The organism is Devosia sp., from assembly GCF_030689745.1.
Lineage (GTDB): Bacteria > Pseudomonadota > Alphaproteobacteria > Rhizobiales > Devosiaceae > Devosia > Devosia alba.
This window is the reverse complement of record NZ_JAUYGL010000223.1, coordinates 1-20,885: the sequence shown is the minus strand read 5'-3', so window position 1 is coordinate 20,885 and position 20,885 is coordinate 1. Positions and strand designations below refer to the sequence as shown.

Below are 20,885 nucleotides of genomic sequence, written 5' to 3'. Positions count from 1 at the left end.
ACCGGGAACTTCACCCAGATCGTATCGCTCTCGTAGTCGGCATATTCGATTTCGGCTTCGGCCAGCGCGGTGCGTTCCACCACCGACCACATGACGGGCTTGGAGCCGCGATAGAGCTGGCCGCTCATCGAGACCTGCATCAGCTCGCGGGCGATCTGGGCTTCGGCGTCGAAGCTCATGGTGAGATAGGGATTGTCCCACTCGCCGAGGATGCCGAGGCGCTTGAATTCCTCGCGCTGCACATCGACCCATTGCTCGGCAAAGGTGCGGCATTCCTGGCGGAATTCGACGACGGGAACATCGTTCTTGTCCTTGCCCTTGGCGCGGTACTGTTCCTCGATTTTCCACTCGATCGGCAGGCCATGACAATCCCAGCCCGGCACATAGGCGGAGTTGAAGCCGAGCATCTGCATGGAGCGGCTCACCAGATCCTTGAGGGTCTTGTTGAGCGCGTGGCCGATATGGATGTTGCCGTTGGCGTAGGGAGGGCCATCGTGAATGGTAAAGAGCGGCCGATCCTTGGCCTGTTTGCGTTGCAGCGCATAAATGTCCATTGCTTCCCAACGCTTGAGCCATTCGGGCTCGCGCTGGGGTAGGCCCGCGCGCATCGGGAAATTGGTCTCGGGCAGGAAAAGGGTAGCCGAATAATCGGTTTCGGCGGCGCCTGTGACGGTATCGGTCATGGGAAACGGCAATCATGCTGGAGATTTTGGCTGCCTTTTAGCAAGGCAGGGGCCAAGGGGCAAAGGCTGATTTGGGACGGCTGAGGTGGTAACGATCAGCCGATGAAGCCTAGTTTACTGTCGAGCGCGCCGATTGGACGCGCGGTGCTAATCAGCTGTCGCGCCTTGGCGCTGTCGCGGTCCATGGCGGCGATCAGTTCATCGAGACCGGAAAACACTTCCTGGCCACGAATATGGCCGATCAGGGCGACCGAAATGGTTTGCCCGTAAATGTCCTCATCGAAATCAAACAGATGGGTCTCAAAGGGCGGGCGCTGATTGTTGAACATCGGCTTACCGAAGCCGGAGACGCCATCAAACACGCGCCCGCCGACCTTGGCGCGGACGGCATAGACGCCCTGGGCCAGCTGGAAGCTGGCATGGGTCATGGTATTGGCGGTGGGATAGCCAAGCTCCCTGCCCCGCTGGTCGCCCTTGACGACACAACCATCGAAAAACCAGTGGTAGCCGAGCAGCCGATTGGCGGCACTGATGGCGCCTTCGGACAGGGCAGCACGGATGCGTGAGGAAGAGATGACCTCGTCGCCCTCATCCATGAGATCGAGGGTCTTGACCACGAAGCCATTGGCATTGCCGGCAGCCTTTAGAAAGTCGGGCGTGCCACGGCGCTGGCGGCCAAAATGAAAATCAGCACCGACAATAACGCCGGTGACACCCAAGGCCCCAACGAGGAAGCGCGAGACGAAGTCTTCCGCTTCGATCTGGGAAAAGTCCCAGTCAAAATTGAGGATGGTGATGGCGTCGAGCCCAAAGGCTTCGGCAAGCCGGGCCTTGGCATCGCCTTCGGTCAGCCGGAACATGAAAGGAGACGGCGCGAAGACGTCGCGCGGATGCGGCTCGAATGTCAGCACCATGGCCGGGACGCCGGCGGCCTTAGCCCTGGCCTTGAGCGTGGACAGCACCATCTGGTGACCACGATGAAAGCCGTCAAAATTGCCGATGGCCACATAGGCGCCACGCAACTTTGCCGGCACGGCATCAAGGCTGGATAGCCGGACGAACCCACTCATCGACGCTACCAGGTCAAGCGCGGCAGGAAGCCGGCCAGGCGTGCCCCGCTCGGCGCCACCAGATCAGCGATGGCCTGCGGATCGGGCTTGCCGAAGGCATCAAGTTCGGCGGCGTGAATCGAGCCGGTGACAAACAGTAAATCGAGCCCGAACTGCGCAGCACCGGTCGCATCGGTGCGGACGCTATCGCCGATCGCCAGGACGCGCGATCGATCCAGCGGCTTGCCGGCCGCCACTTCGGCGAGCCGGAAGGCTTCCTCATAGATGGGCCGATAGGGTTTGCCTGCCATCAGCACCATGCCCCCCATGGCCGCGTAGAGATCACCCAGGGCGCCGCCGCAATAGATGATCTTGTCGCCGTGTTCGACGACACGGTCGGGGTTGGCACAGATCATGGGCAATTTGCGGGCCAGCCAGAGCCGGGCGCGCTCACGATACATTTCGGGGGTGTCATCATCGGTATCGAGATCGGTAACGACCACGACTTCGGCTTCTTCCGGGCCGGCGCGGCGCACATTGAGCCCCTCATAGAGGGCATCATCCTCGGTGGGTGGGCCGACATGGTGGATGGCGCGGCCAGAGTATTTGCCGATCATGACGCGGGTGGCATCACCTGACGACACGATGGCGTCATAGCTTTCGCGCCCCACGCCGAGCCGATCGAGCATGGCGATCAACGGGCCAGAAGGGCGCGGGGCGTTGGTGATGAAGATCACCTTGCCGCCTGCCTTGCGGAACTGCACCAGCGCGTCGACAGCGCTGGGGAAGGCCGCCACGCCATTATGCACGACCCCCCATACATCGCTCAGCACGGCATCATAGCGGCCGGTGAGATCGGCAAGGCCGGAGATCAAGGGTAGCGGGCTGGTCATCGCGAAGGTCCGATGCGGGCAGAGTTGAGGGTTTCTATGTGGCAGCTTGCCCTTCGGGATCAAGGGAAAACCACAAATGAGTGGGTATCACAACCATGCTGGAAAACCGAAACGGCGCTTCGTCTGGCTGGCGTGGCTCGCAACGTGGGTTTGGCGGGAGCGGACGATTTCAGAGGCGCGCAGGCGCCACGTGCCAGTCAGTATCGGCTAAAGTTCAGCGCGGCGCAGTTGTGGGCGCGCGGGTCGGCCAACATCGACCACAAGATCGGGGCGGACGGGTCCAGGCGCGGCGATGTAGGGCCCCTGAGCCAGCGCAATGCCGTCATCGAGCAGTTCGATGATCTGGCGTTCATTGGTAATGCCGGTGGCGAGCAGGACGACCTCGAAACGCGCCACATAGTCGGCAATGTCAGAGGCGTGGAAATCCGTAAAGCTCTCGGGGGATTCGATAAAACGGGCCGCATCAATGCGCAGGGAACGGACATTGTGGTCGGCCAGTTCGGCAACATCAATGCGAAGCGATGTCACGTTGACCAGGGAGAATCCAGCACCCTTGCGGGCGACAGCGTCGGCGATGGCCCGTTCACCGCTAGCCATGGCCTGCCAATCGGTCCCGCTGATGGCAAAGATCAGCCCCTCGGCGATAGCCCGGTTGGCTTCAAGTGAGGCCAGCAATTGCTCGGACGCTGCAGAATCGCCAAGCGTGGCGCGCGAAAGCGGAATGTAGAGCCGGATGGGTTGGCCGCTGGAGCGGGCGCGGCGGCCAATGGTGATGGCTTCCGCCAGCGCGAGTCCCTCGATATGACGCAGCACATCAGGGCCACCCGCGCGCGGCATGAAGTCGGCGCTATCGGCAATATCGCCACTCTCAAGCTTGAGGCGCGGCACCAGATCATAGCCCTGCGGCCGGCGCTGCGGCAGTGTTACCACGGGCTGGACATGAAAGATCAAGCGGCCTTCGGCCAATGCCTGGCGCACCATCTCAACTGGAATGACAGGATCGGGTTCACGCGCCGGTGCGGGGGGAGCTGCAGCAGCGGCAAGCATTCGATCGCGCCCGTCGAGCTGCGGTTTGGTGACACGTTCCTCGATTTCGGAGACGGCCTCGGCCACCTGGCGGATTACCGTACCCAGCACGGAAATATCGGCCTCCACGCCTTCAAGTCGCTGCTCGGCATCAATATCGGCCATGGCATTGATGCGTTGACCGAGCACGGCACCGGCCTGGGCATCGGTAGCGAGCAGGCGGGAGAGATCCTCTATCGCTCGTTCGAGGCGGTTTTCGGCGCGCTGACGCAGCTTGCGTTCCATCAGCACAACACAGACGCAGCCGAAGACCACGGCGGCAAGGATTGCTTCCGCAGGCGTGAACGTCAGCCCAAAATAGGCAGCGGCACCGACGCCAGCTGCGGAAAGGGCGATGAACGTATAGACCAGTGCCTGCACGCGCGGACCTATGAACCCTGTAAATCTGCCGGGATTCGGCTTCCCCTCTTAGCATCGCGCCGAGGGCGGCAAAAGCCGCGTGCCCGCTCTTCCCAAGGCTAATTGCGCCCGCTCAGGTGGAAAACAGCTTCCAGGCGCGCGAGAAGTAGCGCTGGAACAACACCAATTGCGCCGCGCCGGTGGAAGCCGCCGAGGCGCCCATTTGCCCCATCTGAATGGTGGGGTGGTCGGTGGTGAGGGTCGGCAGGTTCGCCAAATAGTATTCGACGCGGTCGATCAGGCGCGCCACAATCGCCCGCGGCATCGCCCCGTCAATAGTGGCATTATCCAGCTCGATCACCGCACCAGCGTTGACAATGGCGGCGGCCAGCGCCCTGCCGGCGGTATCCAGCCACTGGGTGGCGACCGGCTCCAGCGCCTCCCAATCCCAGTTGAACGGGCTGCCATTGGGCACCTCCCGACCGGCGCTGGTCAGCAAACGCTGCAGCGCCACGATCGAGGCGAGCAGATGAACATAGGTGGGATTACCCTCCTCGTCACAAACCAAGATCGAGCCCAGATTGGCCGCATGACCATTGCCCTCCCACAGTTCCCCATTGGCAACCAAACCGCCACCGACGAATGCCCCCACCTGAAAATAGGCGAACGCCTGGGGGCGCTGGGTGGAACGCGCTACCAATTCAGACCAGCAGGCCGCATTGCCATCATTGAACCACTGCACGGAGACGTCGGTTTCCTGCGCCAGGCGCTCGACCAGATTGAGGTCGTGCCACAAGGCGGCCTGCTCTTGGGGTGCATCCAGCAGGTCGATATTGCGCCCGATATGAGAGGGGCTGGCGACGCCGATACCAGCCAGGCGTGATTGCTGCAATTCAGTCAAGCCGGAGCGGATGGTGGCCACTTCGGCAGCGATCTCGGAAAATATGGTGCGGGCGTCAGGCCAGGGGTAACTGCGGCGGACGCTGGCCAGTGTCTTGCCCGACAGTTCCACCACCAGCACTTCAAAATGTCGCCAGCCGATCTCGATGCCGATTGCCACGGCACCCTGGGGGTTGACGAAAAGCGGCGTGGCGGGCTGGCCACGGCGGCCGCGCAGCACATCGCCGCGAATAACCAGGCCGCGTGACTCCAGCTCGGCGATGATTCGCGATGTGGTTTGCGGGCCAAGACCGGACAGGCGTGCAAGATCAGCATTGGACGCGCCGGGATTTTGCTCGAGCAAGGTCAATACCGCGCGCTCATTGGTAATGCGCACACCAGACTGGGCGACGCCGCGAGACATTGGATTGAAATCGGGCGGGTCAGAATCCTTTTGCATGGGCGTGACTTAATCGACTGCAACTACTCCGATCAAGCCCAATACAATAATCATTGGCTGAATTCTGGAACGGATAATTTACCCTGTTAGGAAACAATTGGATCAACACCGGAAAAGCTGCGGGCGCCGCACCACCGGAACTCAAATAGATCCAACCGCGAGGACCGGGCCGCATGGCGATGCAGAATCGAAGCGACAGCAATGCCAGCGGCCGGCTGATGCTGATCGAGCGCGACCAGGCGCAGGCCCATTTGGTGGCCGAGACGCTGGCGCAATGCCTCGAACCAAACACCAGCATCACGGTGGTTGCGGGGGGCGAGCCGGCAGCAGCGCTGCTGCGCGAAACCAGCTTTGACATCGTCCTGGCCGATCTATCGAGTCTGGACGATCTGGCACGCCACAGCGATGACGCGGTATTGCGGCTGGTCCGGCTGGCCCAGGGCGCGCTGCTGGTAGCACTGTCGGATGGCGTTTCGGTATCGGCGGCAGTGGGCGCCATGCGGGCCGGCGCGCATGATTATGTGGCCAAGCCCATCAACGGACCCAGCATGGCTGCCCGTATCGGCGAACTGGCGCAGCGGCACGGCAAGTGTCATTCGCTGGGCATTGAAGCCCGCGGCAAAGCGGGTACGAGCAATTTCGGCGGGTTTATCGGCGCCTCAAGCGCCATGCAGTTTGTCTATGAGCAGATCGGGCGCATCTCGACGTCGTCCGCGCCGGTGTTCATCACCGGGGAAAGCGGCACGGGCAAGGATGTTTGCGCCGAAGCGCTGCACGAGATGGGCCATCGCGCCGGCAAGCGGCTGGTCGCGATCAATTGCGCCGCCATTCCACGCGATCTGATGGAAAGCGAATTGTTCGGGGTGGCCCGTGGCGCCTTCACCGGCGCGCATGAAGATCGCAAGGGCGCTGCTGAACTGGCTGATGGCGGCACGCTGTTTCTCGATGAGATCGGGGAAATGGACTTGTCCCTGCAGGCGAAATTGCTGCGATTCCTGCAGACCGGCATGCTGAGCCGCGTCGGTGAAGGGGCGGTGCGGCGGGTCGATGTACGGGTGATCTGCGCCACCAATCGCAATCCGATGCAGTTGATCGCGGAAAAGAAATTCCGCGAGGATCTGTTCTACCGGCTGCATGTGCTGCCCATCCATCTGCCACCGCTGCGCCAGCGACCCACCGATATCATTGTGCTGGCGCGCCATTTCCTGGCCCGCTATGCCGCCGAGGAACACAAGCGCTTTACCGGCTATTCGTTTGAGGTTGGCAATATGCTGTCGGCCGCCGAATGGCCGGGCAATGTGCGCCAGCTGCAAAACCTGGTGCGCCGTCTGGTCGTGATGTTTGATGGCGGGGAGATCACAGCGGAGATGCTCAGCGCGGCCGATATCGAGACAAGTGGCATGTCCCGGGTGCCCGAAGCAGCGCCACACGAGGAAAGACGGCCCGCCATTCTGCCGATGTGGCAGCAGGAACAGCGCATCATTGAAGACGCGATCGCCAGTTTTGGCGGCAATGTCTCTTTGGCTGCAGCGGCACTCGAAATCAGCCCGTCCACGATCTACCGCAAACGGCAGGGCTGGGCGGAACTGGCCTCAGCCAGCTAGATTCCAGGAGCGATCAGGGCGTGGCGGCAGCGCGGGCCCTGGCCCGATCAAGCCCCAGATAGTGCTCACGCATGATCACAGCGATGCCCGAGGCGACAATAATCAGTGCGCCAGCAATCATGCTCAGCGTTGGCACGTCGGCAAACACCAGCAGGCCGATGATAATGGTCAGAATCAGCGAGACATATTCGAAAGGCGCAATCACCGACATATCGGCGTAGCGGTAACACGATGTGAGCAGGAGCTGGCCGACCCCGCCGGCGAACCCTGCACCGACCAGCAGCACGCTCTGTTCCGGCGTTGGCATCAGCCAACCGAACGGCATGGTCAGCAGCGAGATCAGGCTGGCACAGATAAAGAAGTAGATGACGATGGTTTCGGTGCGCTCGGTCTGTACCAGGCGGCGCACCTGCATCATGGCAAAGGCCGACATGACTGCGGCTCCCAGAGCCGCCACCGCACCGACGGTTTCCTCGTTGCCCAAAGGCGCACCACCAGAGAACAATGTCAGGCGCGGCCAGAGAATGATCACCACTCCCACCAGACCGATCAGCACGGCCGACCAGCGAAACAGTTGCACGCGTTCCTTGAGCAGCAGAGCGCTGAACACCACGATAAGGAGCGGCGAAGCGTAGCCGATGGCGGTGGTTTCAGGCAGCGGCAGGCGAGTCAGCGCAAAAAAGCCCAGACCCATGGAGGTGACCCCGATAAAGGAGCGCACGACGTGGCCCATGGGATTGCTGGTGCGCAGTGCAGTGTGCAATTGCCGCTTCCAAACCAGATAGGCCAGGACGGGCACAATGGCAAAAACACAGCGGAAAAAGACCAGCTCGCCGGCGGGAATGGTCTGCGTTGCCTTGAGCAGCGTCGCCATGACCACAAAGCTGACCACCGAGAGCACCTTGAGCAGGATGCCGCGAAACGGATCTGCCGCATCGCGCTCAGGATTGGCTTTGGTGGCGGGCGCTGGAGGGGGCACCATTGGCTCGTGGCTGGAAACAAGGCGTAAATTATGCCCGGCGCAGCAGGTTATGGCGCGCCGGGCAGGAAATCAGCTCTTGGCCGCTTCCAGTTTTTCCTTGGCAATGCGCGCGGTCGTGAAAGCCTTGTGCTCTGGTCCGACAGCGCTGCCAGTCTTGACCACCTTGCCGGTGGCGTCGTGAATTTCCCAGTGCCAGTTGGCATTGGGGCCGCTGCCGCCCTTGAGGCTCAGCTTGATCTGAAGAGTGTTGTTCTGGGTCATGACAGCCTTATGGCTTAGCTTTGCCGGGCTTGGAAGGGGCTGGAAGAAAAAGTTACGGTCCCGCCATGCGTCGTCGCTACATTGCGGTGATCAAACTACGGAGTGGCGTATCTCGATCCCATCGCCCCAAAAGGCGAGCATGTCGCGGATGGGCTCCACCAAGGGACACGGATCGGGATAGTACCAGACTTGGTCAACACCGGTGGCCGTCAAGGTCTTGATGGTGCAGTACCATGCTTCACCCTTGTAGGGACACTGGGTCCGGGTCTCGGTTTCTTCGAGAATACCGGGCTGGATGTCGCTGCGCGGAAAATAAATGCGCAGGGGCGCGCCGGGCTCGTCGAGCTGCAGGGCGTTGATGGAGCTGCCGATCTCGGCCTGGTCGAAGAAAACGTGCACGCGGCCCTGGACCGGGGTGATCTTGATATCCTTGTCGAGACATTGACGCGTCATAATTACCTGCCATTCAGATTATTGCCGGTTGAATACAAGCAACGTTTGACGGGCTGCAAGGTTCACACGCGCTTGACTCTCCGCAGCCGCAATCCTATATCCCCGACACCTGTTAGCACTCTCCATCTGTGAGTGCTAACAGTCGAGATATTGCATTCAAAATGCTGCTATAGGAGCAAATCATGGGCTTCCGTCCTCTGCACGACCGCGTGGTCGTCCGCCGCCTCGATGGCGAAGAAAAGACCAAAGGCGGGATCATCATCCCCGACACCGCCAAGGAAAAGCCCTCCGAGGGCGTAATCGTTGCCGTGGGCCCAGGCGCTCGCGATGACAGCGGTAAAATCACGGCGCTGGACGTCAAGGCAGGCGACCGCGTGCTGTTCGGCAAGTGGAGCGGCACCGAAGTCAAGGTCAACGACGAAGAGCTGTTGATCATGAAGGAAAGCGACATCATGGGCATCATCGAAGCTTAAACCGCTTCACGCCCATTCCTTCTCAACCCATTCCAAGGAGCGCCTCACATGGCTGCCAAAGAAGTAAAGTTCTCCACCGACGCACGCGACAAAATGCTGCGCGGCGTCAACATCCTGGCCAATGCGGTCAAGGTAACGCTCGGCCCCAAGGGTCGTAACGTCGTTATCGAAAAGTCGTTCGGCGCACCGCGCATCACCAAGGACGGCGTAACCGTCGCCAAGGAAATCGAACTGGAAGACCGCTTCGAAAACCTGGGCGCACAGTTGCTGCGTTCGGTTGCTTCCAAGACCAATGACGTTGCCGGTGACGGCACCACCACCGCGACCGTGCTCGGTCAGGCTATCGTTGTTGAAGGCGTCAAGGCAGTTGCCGCCGGCTTCAACCCGATGGACCTCAAGCGCGGCATCGACATGGCTGTCGAAGAAGTTGTGGCTTCGCTGAAGACCGCTTCGTCAAAGATCAAGTCGTCGAGCGAAGTTGCCCAGGTCGGCACCATTTCGGCCAATGGCGAAACCGCTATCGGCGAGATGATTGCTGAAGCCATGCAGAAGGTCGGCAATGAGGGTGTCATCACCGTCGAAGAAGCCAAGACCGCCGAGACCGAACTTGAAGTCGTCGAAGGCATGCAGTTCGACCGCGGCTACCTGTCGCCCTACTTCGTGACCAATGCCGAGAAGATGACGGCGGTTCTCGAAGATCCCGTCATTCTGCTGCACGAGAAGAAGCTCAGCAATCTGCAGGCCATGCTGCCGATCCTGGAATCGGTTGTGCAGAGCCAGCGTCCACTGCTGATCATTGCTGAAGACATTGATGGCGAAGCACTGGCGACCCTGGTCGTCAACCGCCTGCGTGGCGGCCTCAAGGTTGCTGCTGTCAAGGCGCCTGGCTTCGGCGATCGCCGCAAGGCAATGCTCGAAGACATAGCCATCCTGACCGGCGGCCAGGTGATCTCCGAAGATCTCGGCATCAAGCTCGAGAACGTGACCATCGACATGCTGGGCACTGCCAAGCGCGTTGAAATCACCAAGGAAACCACCACTATCGTTGATGGCGCTGGCACCAAGGAAGACATCCAGGGCCGTGTTGGCCAGATCAAGGCGCAGATCGAAGAGACCACTTCGGACTACGACAAGGAAAAGCTTCAGGATCGTCTGGCCAAGCTGGCCGGTGGCGTTGCCGTGATCAAGGTTGGCGGCTCGACGGAAGTCGAAGTCAAGGAGCGCAAGGACCGCGTCGACGACGCGCTGAACGCTACCCGCGCTGCTGTTGAAGAAGGCATTGTTGCCGGTGGTGGCGTTGCGCTGCTGCGGGCTTCGAGCGCCATGAAGGTCAAGGGCGCCAATGCCGATCAGGACGCGGGCATTGCCATCGTCAAGCGCGCGCTGCAGGAACCTGTTCGCACGATCGCCAACAATGCCGGTGCCGAAGGCTCCGTCGTAGTCGGCAAGATCCTCGAAAACTCCTCGGTCAGCTTCGGCTACAATGCCGCAACGGGTGAATATGGTGACATGATCACCATGGGTGTCATCGATCCGGTCAAGGTCGTGCGGCACGCGCTGCAGGATGCCGCTTCGGTTGCTTCGCTGCTGATCACCACCGAAGCCCTCATCGTCGAGGCTCCCAAGGACGCAGCACCGGCAATGCCCGGCGGCGGCGGCGGCATGGGCGGCATGGGCGGCATGGACTTCTAGTCCAGCCTCACCAAGACTTAGAAGTTCGTTACTTCCCAGTCACGGACTTCTCAGGAAAGGCACGGTGGAAACACCGTGCCTTTCTTTTTTGGTACCGCCTCCGAGTACTCAAGGCACCAAGCTGCCGCTTATTGTATCCGCGCGCGGTTGCGGGGATAACATGGCGCGAACCGGAGGGACGATTCGATGCGACCACCAAGACGCACAGGCAGTGCCATGGACCAGGCAGAAGCTGCCTTCAAGGCCGCCACCAGCAAACCGGTGGAGGCGCCGGCCAAAGCCAAGAGCGTGCCCGAGGGCAAGGAAATGGTGACCCTACGGCTCGATCGCGCGGTGCTGGAGCATTTTCAGGACGACGGTCCGGGCTGGCAGGACCGCATCAATGCTGCACTGCGCGCAGCGGCGGGCCTAAGCGAGGGCTGACCCCTGCCCTAGCGGAAAAACAACAGGCGCAGCGCCAGCGCGATGGAAACCACCACCACCAGCGGCCGGATCAGCCGGGCGCCATAGCGAATGCCGGTGTGGGCGCCGATATAGCCGCCCAGCAATTGCCCGACGGCCATGGCCAGCGCGGCCGGCCAGACCACGTCGCCAGCGGTGATGAAGATGGTCAATGCCGCGAGGTTGGAGGTGACATTGAGGATCTTGGTATTGCCGGCGGCGCGGGTGAGACCCAGCCCGAACAGCATGACAAAGCCAATGGTGAAGAACGAGCCAGTGCCGGGGCCAAAAACACCGTCGTAGAAGCCGACGGCAAAGCCCAGCAGCGGCACGAAACGGTGGAATGGCAAGCGGGCTGCCTTGTCGGCATCGGACAGGTTGGGCGCGAACAGAAAATAGAGCGCAATGGCGATCAGCGCGATTGGTACGGCGACATTGAGCAGGCTGGTATCGATCTGCTTGACGATCAGCGCGCCACAGAAGCTGCCGGCATAGGTCAGCGCAATGGCCGGCACCAGCGCGGGCAGATTGATGAAACCGCGGCGCCAGTAGGTATAGGCGGCCATGCCGGTGCCGAACACTGATTGCAGCTTGTTGGTGGCGAGCGCGGCCACCGGCGGCAGACCCACTGACAGCAGCGCGGGCAGCGCGATCATGCCGCCACCCCCGGCAATGGCATCAACAAATCCGGCCAGCAGGCCGACACCGGCCAGGGCCAGCAGGATCATGGGATCAAGCATAAAAGATCAGGTCCGATCCATCTCGCGATGGCGTTGCTGGGAAGCACTGGGGGTAGCGACTTCGGCGAGGCGGCGTTCATAGATCGGGATATTGATCATGGAGGACATGAAGCCGCTCATCATCATTTGGAACCCCGAGACCAGCGCTGTCATGGCGAGGATGACCGGGCGCATGGTCCTGCTGGCGTTGAGAGCGCCAAAATCGCGGGCCGCCCATTCGCCAACTCCCCAGACCAGCGCCGCAAAGCCCGTCAGCATGAGCAGAATGGCAACCAGCAGGATGCGCTCCAGGGTCAGCGCCTCAAGCAGCCGGTCATAGGTATCGGAGCGCGGAATGAAGCCGTAGCGGGAGGCAAAACGACGACCGATGACCGCAAAGGAGATCGACTGCAGCCCCACAATTACGCAAAGCGCCGCCACCAGAAAGGTGTGGACGTCAAAACTGACACCGCCCAGCCGCACCGGGCCGGGCAGCAGGATTGCACCAACGACCAGGCCAACCCACAACAGGGCAATGCCGGGATACAAAAACAGCCAGCGCGGCGAAAACAGCAACAGAAAACGCAGATGCCGCCAGCCATCGCGAAACGAGCGCAAGTGGGGCGGGCGCGAGCGGCCATCCTTGGCCAGTTTGGTGGGCACTTCACGCACGTCTAACTGGGACAGCGTGGCCTTGACCACCATTTCCGAGGCGAACTCCATGCCGGTGGTGCGCAGGTTCAAGCGCAGAATGGCGTCGCGCGAGAAGCCGCGCAGACCGCAGTGGAAATCGCCAATCGGTGTGCGGAAGAACAGACGCCCCAGTGAGCTGAGCACCGGGTTGCCCACAAATCTGTGCAGCCAGGGCATGGCGCCTGGGGCAATGCCGCCGGCGAACCGGTTGCCCATCACCAGATCGGCCCCGGCGCGCAATTGGGCGACAAAGGCGTCGAGCCGGGAGAAATCATAGCTGTCGTCAGCATCGCCCATAATCACGTAACGCCCGCGCGCCGCCTCGATGCCGCCCGCCAGTGCAGCCCCATAGCCGCGCTGCTCGATCGCCACAACGATGGCACCGGCCGCTTCGGCGATTTCGCGCGAGCCGTCGGTGGAGCCATTGTCGGCGATGAGCACTTCGCCAGCGATACCACTGGACGCCAGGAAGCTGCGAGCCTTGGCGATGCAGGTTGCCAGGGTCTCGGCCTCATTGAGGCATGGCATCAGGATGGTCAGTTCAAGTTGATCAGCCAAATCATCCCCCCGGTCCGCTGCAAGTCAGGTGTGCCGTGAATCGGCTTGCCATGGCAATCTCCCATTGGGCACGAATGGGTCCGTCAGACTTCGGCGGTGACGCCGAGGCGGGCCAGCATCTGGTCGCGGATCGCGCGACGCTCCGGCGACCAGCCAGCTGTACGCGAGACGATCAGGCAGGCTTCGCTTTTGAGCATCACACCATCTTCGAGCACGCGCAGGCCGTTGGCTGCCAGGGTCGAGCCGGTGGTGGTGATATCGACCACGATATCGGCCACACCGGACGCCGGCGCGGCCTCGGTGGCGCCCAGGCTCTCCACGGTGCGGTATTCGGCAATGCCGGCCCTGGCAAAATGCTGGCGGGTGATGGTGATGTATTTGGTGGCGATGCGCAGCCAGCGACCATGCCGGGCGCGGAAATCGGACGCGACATCGGCCAGGTCGTGCATGTGGGTGACATCGATCCAGGCTTCGGGCACGGCAACGACGCAGTCGGCCTGGCCAAAACCGAGCCGGCTGGCGATCGAGACGCTGGCGGGACCGGTTTCGCTGGTTTCGTGAATCAGGTCGAGGCCGGTGACGCCGATATCGATGCTGCCCCGGATCAGTTCGCGGGCAATCTCGGAGGCCGGGAAAAAGCGCACCGTGACCTCGGGCATGCCATCAATGGCGCCAAGATAGGAGCGCGCGCCACCGGGGCGGGTAATGGTCAGGCCCTTGGACGCAAACCAGTCGCGGGTTAGTTCTTCAAGGCGCCCCTTGGAGGGCACGGCCAGGGTAATGCCACTCATGGCGCAACCTCCGCTTCGAGACGATCAACCCAGACCGAGCAGCCGGATGCGGCGATGGGGGCGGTGGCGCCCAGGCGTTCGAGCAGGCGATCATACTGGCCGCCAGAGGCGAGGATGGCGCCACTCTGACCGGTCAGCTCAAAGACGATGCCGGTGTAATAATCGAGGCGGGGCGAGAAGCCGGCATCAAAGCTGACTTTGGCTTCGCCCAGTCCATTGAGATGGCGGCGCAGGGCGCGAATGGGCGCGCCGAGCATCAGCTTATGGCCGGCGGCGAGGGCCTCGATCTGAGTGAGGGCCTGCAATACAGGCCCGGAAATCGCCAGATAGTCGCGCAGCAGTTTGAGCGTGGCGGGCGGAACAAGAGCGGCGTCGAGCGCCTGCTGTTCGAGATAGCGGTCGGCAATTTCATCGGGCGTGCGGCCGTCCGAGAGGCTGAGGCCGGCGGCGACCATCTGGGCGGTGACGTCCTCGACCAGTTCATCGCGGCTGGGCTGGGCCTCGCGCGGCAGATCGGGCGCGGCTTCGAGCCGGGTGAGCAGGCGGTTGAGCGCCTCGGTGTGGCCAAAGCGGTTGCGGATCCGCGGGCGCCAGGCATCGGGCATATCGGCCTGGGCCAGCAGCGCCTCGAACAGACCGACACCACCGAGGCGAAATTGCGGGGCAACGCCATATATGGACAAAGCGGCGCGGGCGAAGGTCAGCACCTGATCGAGCGCCACATCGCCATCAGGCTGGGCCAGCAATTCGATGCCGGCCTGATCAAATTGGGCGGCGCCAGTGTTGCGCTGGCGAAAGATGGGTCCGAGATAGGAGAAAGCCGCCGGTTTGCCGACACCATTCTCAATGTAGGCTTTGACGATGGGGAGGGTAAAATCGGGGCGCAGGCAGTACTCGGCGCCGGTGGCATCGGTGGTCAGCAACAGGCGACGGCCGAACTCCTCGCCGGCCAGATCAAAATAGGGATCGGCCGACAGCAAGAGTGGCGGCGTGGCGCGGGTGGCCCCCTGCGCCTCGACCAGGGCCTCAAGATTGGCGCGGCGCAGCGCGGCGCCGCTCATGGCTGGCTCAGCAGATTTTGGATCGCTGAAACCAGGTCGTCGCGTTTGATTTCGAACTGGCCGGGACGGGCGGCTTTCCATTCGGCGTTATCGGTGATGGCGGCGGCGGCCAGCTTGCCGGCCACCAGATCCTTGACCTGCAAGATGCCCTGTTCGCGCTCCTGGCTGCCCTCGATGATCACTGCGGGGGCGTTGCGCTTGTCGGCATAGGCAACCTGCTTGCCAAAATTCTTGGTGTTGCCGAGGAACATTTCGGCACGGATGCCAGCGCGACGCAGTTCGGCGACCATGGCCTGGTAGCCGGCGGTCTGATCCTTGTCCATGACCAGCACGACGACTGGGCCGACAGGCTCGTCGGCCTGCAGATTGCCGGTGAGCTTGAGGGCATTGGCCAGCCGCGACACGCCGATGGAAAAGCCGGTGGCCGGGACCGGTTCACGGCGGAAGCGCGAGACCAGCCCATCATAACGACCGCCGCCACCGACCGAGCCGAACACCACGTCCTGGCCCTTTTCGTTCTGCACCTTGAAGGTCAGCTCGATCTCGAAAACCGGGCCAGTGTAATATTCTAGGCCGCGCACCACCGAGGGATCGAGCACCACGCGATCACCGAAACCGCTGGCCTGGACCAGGCCGAAAATGGTCGCCAGTTCCTTGACGCCTTCGAGACCGGTCTCCGAGCCGCCGATCAAGCCCGCCAGGGCATTGATGGTGGCCACGACATGGGCGTTGCTGCCCTTTTCCATGCCCTCGGCCACCTCGCCGCTGGCGACATAGGCCAGCAGTGGCGCGATCTGGTCCGGGGAAAGCCCGGCGCCTTTGGTGAAGTCGCCGCTTTCATCCTTGCGGCCGGCACCGAGCAGCAGCTTGACGCCCTCGACACCGAATTTGTCGAGCTTGTCGATGGCGCGCAGCACGGTGAGCTTTTGCTCCTCGGTGGTGACCCCGGCGGTGGCCAGGACGCCATCGAGCACCTTGCGATTGTTGACGCGGACGATGTACTGGCCGGACAAGCCCAGGGCGTCCATGACATCGGCCATCATCATGCACATTTCAGCGTCAGCCTCGGGGCTGGCGGCGCCGACGGTGTCGGCGTCAAACTGCATGAACTGGCGGAAGCGGCCGGGGCCGGGCTTTTCGTTGCGGAACACATAGCCCTGGCGATAGGAGCGATAAGGCTTGGGCAGGGATTCGAAATTCTCGGCGAAATAGCGGGCGAGTGGCGCGGTCAGATCGTAGCGCAGGCTCATCCACTGCTCGTCATCATCTTGTAGGGAAAATACGCCGGCATTGGGCCGGTCGGTATCGGGCAGGAACTTGCCGAGGGTTTCGGTGAACTCGAACAGCGGGGTTTCCACCGGGTCAAAGCCATAGCGCTCATAAACCGCCTTGATCTTGTCGATCATGGTGCCAACGGCGGCGATTTCGCCGGGCGTGCGGTCTTCAAAGCCACGCGGCAGGCGTGGGGCGATCAGCTTGATTTTTTCGGTCATTTTGGCAGTCCTGCTCGGTCGGGCTGTTGTTAGACGATTGGCCCGGCGGAAACAACAGCGGCGGGGCCAGGCTGGCCGCCGGGGGGACCCCGACCGCCATGGCAGATCATTGCCGTCTCCGCCGGTCGAGACTGGGCACTGCGGAGACGGATGGCACCGAATACCACAAGAGGGGATCGTCCGCCGGCGGCAGGCCGATATCGGCCCGGAGATGATTGGGAAGATTGTCGGGGATCCGCGGCCGATTCCACCAGGCAGCGATGGCAGTGCCAATGACAGAGAGCAGACCGCGCTGCTGCACGGCATCGGCGATGGAGAATTCGAGGCGCAGCACAATGCTGCCCTCTGGAGTAGAGTTTTGCGACATGATGATGCCCGGACGCGCACGCGACCGGCCTTTTTTGTTGTGGTGTGGGTTTGATGGGATGAATTGGGACCGCGAGCGACCCGGATTCCACACATCATGCAGTACTGGTTAGGGAGTGTCCGTGGTCACAAGCAGGAAACGCGCCTGGACCGGTGGCATCAAAAGCCGACGATTAGCGTCGGGTGCAATGCCAGGTGGCTTTACCCAGATGGAGATCAAACATGCCTGTCATGTAGTGCCTCCCTTGGGTTGGCTGTTGTGGACGATCTGCTTCTAGCTCACGCGAAAGTGAGCCGCAAGAAGCCGTGTGGTGGAATGTCGCACTTGGTAGCGAATGTTGCCCGATGGCAACAGGTTAGAGCGGCGGGCGCTGGCGCAGCGGAGTTGGGCGGGTCAGCGCTGCGCGCTCGGCTTCGACCGCACCACGGCAGAAGCAATCTTCGGTGTGATCATTGACCAGACCCATGGCCTGCATGAAGGCGTAGCAAGTGGTGGGGCCGACGAACTTGAAGCCCCGCTTGCGCAAATCCTTGCTCAGCGCGCGCGACGCATCGGTCTGGGCGAGCAGCCGCAGGGCGGCCCAGCTCAAATCATCGGGGCGGTGTTCGGGACGCGTCTCAAAACCCCAGAAATAGGCGGCCAGCGAGCCGAATTCGCGCTGAATTTCGAGGGCGCGGGCAGCATTGTTGATAGTAGCGGCGATCTTGCCGCGATGGCGGATGATACCGGTGTCGGTCAAGAGGCGGGCAATGTCAGCTTCGCCCATGGCGGCGACGCGGGCAATGTCGAAGCCGTGAAACACCGCGCGGAAGCGCTCACGCTTGCGCAGGATGGTGATCCAGGACAGGCCCGACTGGAACCCCTCAAGACAGATCTTCTCGAAGAGCCTGGTATCGCTGAGCACGGGGCGGCCCCATTCGGCATCATGGTAGTGCCGATAGAGCGCGTCATCGCCCGCCCAGGGGCAACGCGGCAATGCGGAGGACTGGTCGCTAACTGACATGGCTGGCCAAACCTCACCGACGCGTGGAGGGCTCTGATTAAACCGCAAAACCGCCGATGGGAACTGCGACGGCCACGTTTTGCGCAGTCACGGACCTTGTTGCGCGGACGGTTGCGCCCCGCGCGGCATGGCGGCGAGCGAGTAACTCGCCGAAGCTCAAGGCATTAGGAATGCGCTAACCATGAGCTCCATCAATGACTTAACTATGCCGGTTCACCGCAAATTGAAAATTTGGCCGCACTGTTCGCCCCCAATGCCGGCAACGGGCCGGCGGCCAAAATGCGAGTGGGATAATGGCAAACACAATCGCCATCAGGGGCGCACTGGCGCTGTTGCTGAGTGGAGCAATGGTCATGCCGGCAATGAGCGCGGGCCTGCAGCCGGGGTGGCGGTTTGCCCCACCGCCCGGCGTTACCATTACTCAGACCACGCCACGTCATGCCCTGGCCATGCAGGCCAATATGGCGGTCGATCCGATGTATCTGCGTCAGGTCGTCAGCTACCCGACAGAGGAGCGCAGCGGCACACTGGTGGTCGATACGCGGGCGCATTTCCTGTATTTCGTGCTCGGTGACGGGCGGGCGCTGCGCTATGGCATCGGCGTGGCCAAATCAGGTTTTGAGTGGCGCGGCACCCATCGGGTTTCTCGCAAGGCGGAGTGGCCGGGCTGGACGCCGCCAGCTGAAATGCTGAAACGGCGACCCGATCTGCCGCGGCATATGGTGGGGGGTCCGAACAATCCGCTGGGCGCGCGCGCGCTCTATATCGGCTCTACGCTGTACCGCATTCACGGCACCACGGAACCGTGGAGCATCGGGCAGAATGTGTCTTCAGGCTGCATCAGAATGACCAATGCGGACGTCATCGATCTTTACGATCGTGTGAAACTTAACAGCAAGGTGGTTGTGCTTTCATAACGAATTCTGGCGACACTGCGCCGCGCCTCAATAGGGGCGGCCAGCTCGTGGGTGACTGTCATGCGTCAATTTCCTAGCCTAATCCGTCGCTTTGGCCGTGACGAGCGCGGCGCCTTTGCTGCCATTTTCGGATTGATGGCCATCGTGCTGGTCGCGCTAGGTGGCGCGGTGGTCGATTATGTGTCGCTGCAGCAGGTGCGCAATCGCGGCCAGATCGCGTTGGACGCGGCGGCCCTGGCGCTGCAGCCGGAAATTTTCAAGAACCCCATCGACGTTGCAGACATCAAGAAGCGGGCGCAGGACCTGATGCTGGACCGGCTCGCCGGCGAGCACGGGGTGGTCGCCGGCCTGGTGGAGCCTACGGTGGACGTGGTCAATGGCACGCTGACGCTTGAGGCGGAGATGACCGTGCCAACGGTATTCGTGGCGCTGGTGGGGGTGCACGAAATGAATGCGCGCATTACCTCGCAGGCAACGCGCCGGATGCTGGATGTTGAAGTCGCCATGGTGCTGGACAATTCGGGATCCATGGGTGGCAGCAGGATGTCCAATCTCAAGACCGCGGCGTGCAATGCGGTCAACATTCTATTTTACGACAAGGATGGCCTTGGCTGCATGCTGCCGACCGGTGCCACCAAGAACGCCAACGTCAAGATGGCGGTGGTGCCGTTCACCGCGCTGGTCAATATCGGCACGGAATACAAGAATGCAACCTGGCTGGACTGGACCGGTGCGTCGCAGCTTGCTGCCTATGGCAAAATTCTCAATTTTGACGATGACGATGATTCAAGCACCCCGTTTCGGGGGCCAATGGATCGGCGCACGTTGTTTGCCGAAACGAACACGGCGTGGCAGGGCTGCGTCGAAGCGCGCATTTCGCCCTATGATACGACCGATGACCCGCCTGATATTGCCGAGCGCAAGTTCATTCCGCTGTTTTCGCCCGACACGGTCATTCCGAATAATAACCCGAATATCAGCAACAACAACAACTACGTGTCGGATACAGGAGGCACCTGTGCCGTCAAGACGTGTACTCAGGTAAAGTCGCAGGATAGCTGCTCAAAAAACTGGTGGGGCAATTGGTCCTGCTATGGGTCGTCAAGCTATACGTATACCAAGCAAGTCGGCAGCGTGACCGAAAACTTGTATAGCGCCTCCTGCGTCCCGGCCGACGCTGTGGCGCTATCGGTCGATACTGTTGGTGGATGGACAACCAAGACCACGACGGTTTACAGCCTGCTGAGCGAGCGGGAACTGCAGGAACGGATGTGCAAATACAATGGCACCTCTCTGAACTCTGACAGAACAAACTATACATGCCCCAGTGCCAAAATTCTTCCACTGACCGAGGATCCAAAATCGGTACTGGACCGCATCAACGGCATGGTAGCAAGCGGCAACACCAATATTCAGCAGGGCACCGTTTGGGGCATGCATTCGTTGACGTCGGGCGAGCCGCTGACGGAAGCCGAGCCAGAGGCACCCGGGCAGGTATCCAAGGTGCTAATCGTGATGACAGACGGCAAGAACGAGCCCGCAACGATCAACAACTCGAACGACATAAATGGCAGCGTCTATTATTCTTGGGGCTTTCGCTATGACGGGAGGCTTGGCACCAAGGCCGAAGTCAGCGGCAGCAAGTTGACCACGGTGATGGATGACCGGACTGTGGCGGCTTGTGAATTCGCCAAGAAACATCGCGATATTGATGTTTACACAATCGGGCTGGGCGCCAGCTCCGAGACCAAAATCATGCTCAACAACTGCTCGTCCGGCCCAGACTTCGCGTATTTCCCAGACAGTGCCAGCGAGCTCAACGGTGTGTTCCGCGCTATCGCTGCCAGGCTAGCAGCGCTGCGCTTGTCGCAATGATGGGAACTGGGGGAGAATGGTACCGCCTCTCCGGATTGAACGGAGGACCTCTAGATCCACAATCTAGCGCTCTAACCAACTGAGCTAAGGCGGCAAAGCTTATCAAGGGGTGG

General features: G+C 61.6%; 21 protein-coding genes and 1 tRNA gene. 6 read left to right on the top strand and 16 right to left on the bottom strand.

Going from position 1 to position 20,885, the window contains the following annotated elements:
- The 5 genes from Q8O80_RS19605 to Q8O80_RS19585 form a co-directional block, all read right to left on the bottom strand.
- Nucleotides 1-683: class I tRNA ligase family protein (locus Q8O80_RS19605; RefSeq protein WP_305582445.1), on the bottom strand; the 683-nt coding region annotated here is incomplete at its 3' end.
- 95 nt (nucleotides 684-778) lie between these two features.
- Nucleotides 779-1,753, bottom strand: coding sequence for a bifunctional riboflavin kinase/FAD synthetase (locus Q8O80_RS19600; RefSeq protein WP_305582443.1), 975 nt, complete (start codon nucleotides 1,751-1,753; stop codon nucleotides 779-781).
- Nucleotides 1,754-1,758: 5 nt separating this feature from the next.
- A complete protein-coding gene (locus Q8O80_RS19595) occupies nucleotides 1,759-2,625 on the bottom strand; it encodes a TIGR01459 family HAD-type hydrolase (RefSeq protein ID WP_305582441.1) in 867 nt (288 codons plus the stop codon).
- A 207-nt stretch (nucleotides 2,626-2,832) separates the two neighbouring features.
- A complete protein-coding gene (locus Q8O80_RS19590; protein ID WP_305582439.1) occupies nucleotides 2,833-4,071 on the bottom strand; it encodes an EAL domain-containing protein in 1,239 nt (412 codons plus the stop codon).
- Between the two features lie 112 nt (nucleotides 4,072-4,183).
- A complete protein-coding gene (locus Q8O80_RS19585; RefSeq protein ID WP_305582437.1) occupies nucleotides 4,184-5,389 on the bottom strand; it encodes an ROK family transcriptional regulator in 1,206 nt (401 codons plus the stop codon).
- A gap of 173 nt (nucleotides 5,390-5,562) precedes the next feature.
- On the opposite strand from Q8O80_RS19585, the gene Q8O80_RS19580 reads away from it, so the two are divergent.
- Nucleotides 5,563-6,993, top strand: coding sequence for a sigma-54 dependent transcriptional regulator (locus Q8O80_RS19580; protein WP_305582435.1), 1,431 nt, complete (start codon nucleotides 5,563-5,565; stop codon nucleotides 6,991-6,993).
- Nucleotides 6,994-7,006: 13 nt separating this feature from the next.
- On the opposite strand, the gene Q8O80_RS19575 is transcribed toward Q8O80_RS19580, so the two are convergent.
- The 3 genes from Q8O80_RS19575 to Q8O80_RS19565 all read right to left on the bottom strand — a co-directional run bounded on the left by Q8O80_RS19575 (nucleotide 7,007) and on the right by Q8O80_RS19565 (nucleotide 8,689).
- Complete coding sequence (locus Q8O80_RS19575) at nucleotides 7,007-7,975, bottom strand: DMT family transporter (protein WP_371136244.1); 969 nt, start codon at nucleotides 7,973-7,975, stop codon at nucleotides 7,007-7,009.
- Between the two features lie 69 nt (nucleotides 7,976-8,044).
- Entirely contained in the window at nucleotides 8,045-8,236 is a 192-nt protein-coding gene (locus Q8O80_RS19570; protein WP_305582431.1) for a hypothetical protein, read from the bottom strand.
- 90 nt (nucleotides 8,237-8,326) lie between these two features.
- Nucleotides 8,327-8,689, bottom strand: coding sequence for a DUF427 domain-containing protein (locus Q8O80_RS19565; protein WP_305582429.1), 363 nt, complete (start codon nucleotides 8,687-8,689; stop codon nucleotides 8,327-8,329).
- 182 nt (nucleotides 8,690-8,871) lie between these two features.
- Between Q8O80_RS19565 and Q8O80_RS19560 the strand changes: the two genes are divergently transcribed.
- The 3 genes from Q8O80_RS19560 to Q8O80_RS19550 all read left to right on the top strand — a co-directional run bounded on the left by Q8O80_RS19560 (nucleotide 8,872) and on the right by Q8O80_RS19550 (nucleotide 11,277).
- The gene (locus Q8O80_RS19560) at nucleotides 8,872-9,162 is read left to right on the top strand and encodes a co-chaperone GroES (protein ID WP_305582427.1); all 291 of its coding nucleotides are present in this window, start codon (nucleotides 8,872-8,874) and stop codon (nucleotides 9,160-9,162) included.
- 48 nt (nucleotides 9,163-9,210) lie between these two features.
- On the top strand, nucleotides 9,211-10,854 hold the full coding sequence (gene groL, locus Q8O80_RS19555; protein WP_305582425.1) for a chaperonin GroEL: 1,644 nt from the start codon (nucleotides 9,211-9,213) through the stop codon (nucleotides 10,852-10,854).
- A gap of 186 nt (nucleotides 10,855-11,040) precedes the next feature.
- Nucleotides 11,041-11,277, top strand: coding sequence for a BrnA antitoxin family protein (locus Q8O80_RS19550; RefSeq protein WP_305582423.1), 237 nt, complete (start codon nucleotides 11,041-11,043; stop codon nucleotides 11,275-11,277).
- Nucleotides 11,278-11,285: 8 nt separating this feature from the next.
- Here the strand turns inward: Q8O80_RS19550 and Q8O80_RS19545 are convergent, their stop codons facing one another.
- The 7 genes from Q8O80_RS19545 to Q8O80_RS19515 all read right to left on the bottom strand — a co-directional run bounded on the left by Q8O80_RS19545 (nucleotide 11,286) and on the right by Q8O80_RS19515 (nucleotide 17,980).
- Entirely contained in the window at nucleotides 11,286-12,035 is a 750-nt protein-coding gene (locus Q8O80_RS19545; RefSeq protein ID WP_305582421.1) for a TSUP family transporter, read from the bottom strand.
- A gap of 6 nt (nucleotides 12,036-12,041) precedes the next feature.
- Entirely contained in the window at nucleotides 12,042-13,265 is a 1,224-nt protein-coding gene (locus Q8O80_RS19540) for a glycosyltransferase family 2 protein (RefSeq protein ID WP_305582419.1), read from the bottom strand.
- Between the two features lie 83 nt (nucleotides 13,266-13,348).
- Nucleotides 13,349-14,056, bottom strand: coding sequence for an ATP phosphoribosyltransferase (gene hisG, locus Q8O80_RS19535; RefSeq protein WP_305582417.1), 708 nt, complete (start codon nucleotides 14,054-14,056; stop codon nucleotides 13,349-13,351).
- Entirely contained in the window at nucleotides 14,053-15,117 is a 1,065-nt protein-coding gene (locus tag Q8O80_RS19530) for an ATP phosphoribosyltransferase regulatory subunit (RefSeq protein ID WP_305582415.1), read from the bottom strand. The genes hisG and Q8O80_RS19530 overlap by 4 nt, the downstream gene beginning before the upstream one ends.
- Nucleotides 15,114-16,610, bottom strand: coding sequence for a histidine--tRNA ligase (gene hisS, locus Q8O80_RS19525; protein WP_305582413.1), 1,497 nt, complete (start codon nucleotides 16,608-16,610; stop codon nucleotides 15,114-15,116). The genes Q8O80_RS19530 and hisS overlap by 4 nt, the downstream gene beginning before the upstream one ends.
- A 106-nt stretch (nucleotides 16,611-16,716) precedes the next feature.
- The gene (locus Q8O80_RS19520) at nucleotides 16,717-16,977 is read right to left on the bottom strand and encodes a hypothetical protein (protein ID WP_305582411.1); all 261 of its coding nucleotides are present in this window, start codon (nucleotides 16,975-16,977) and stop codon (nucleotides 16,717-16,719) included.
- 355 nt (nucleotides 16,978-17,332) lie between these two features.
- Complete coding sequence (locus Q8O80_RS19515) at nucleotides 17,333-17,980, bottom strand: DNA-3-methyladenine glycosylase I (protein WP_305582409.1); 648 nt, start codon at nucleotides 17,978-17,980, stop codon at nucleotides 17,333-17,335.
- Between the two features lie 293 nt (nucleotides 17,981-18,273).
- Between Q8O80_RS19515 and Q8O80_RS19510 the strand changes: the two genes are divergently transcribed.
- Complete coding sequence (locus Q8O80_RS19510) at nucleotides 18,274-18,897, top strand: L,D-transpeptidase (RefSeq protein WP_305582407.1); 624 nt, start codon at nucleotides 18,274-18,276, stop codon at nucleotides 18,895-18,897.
- A gap of 60 nt (nucleotides 18,898-18,957) precedes the next feature.
- Nucleotides 18,958-20,772 (top strand): pilus assembly protein TadG-related protein, encoded by a 1,815-nt coding sequence (locus Q8O80_RS19505; RefSeq protein ID WP_305582405.1) that lies wholly within the window; start codon nucleotides 18,958-18,960, stop codon nucleotides 20,770-20,772.
- Between the two features lie 17 nt (nucleotides 20,773-20,789).
- Here the strand turns inward: Q8O80_RS19505 and Q8O80_RS19500 are convergent.
- A tRNA-His gene (locus Q8O80_RS19500) sits at nucleotides 20,790-20,866 on the bottom strand.
- Between the last annotated feature and the right edge of the window lie 19 nt (nucleotides 20,867-20,885).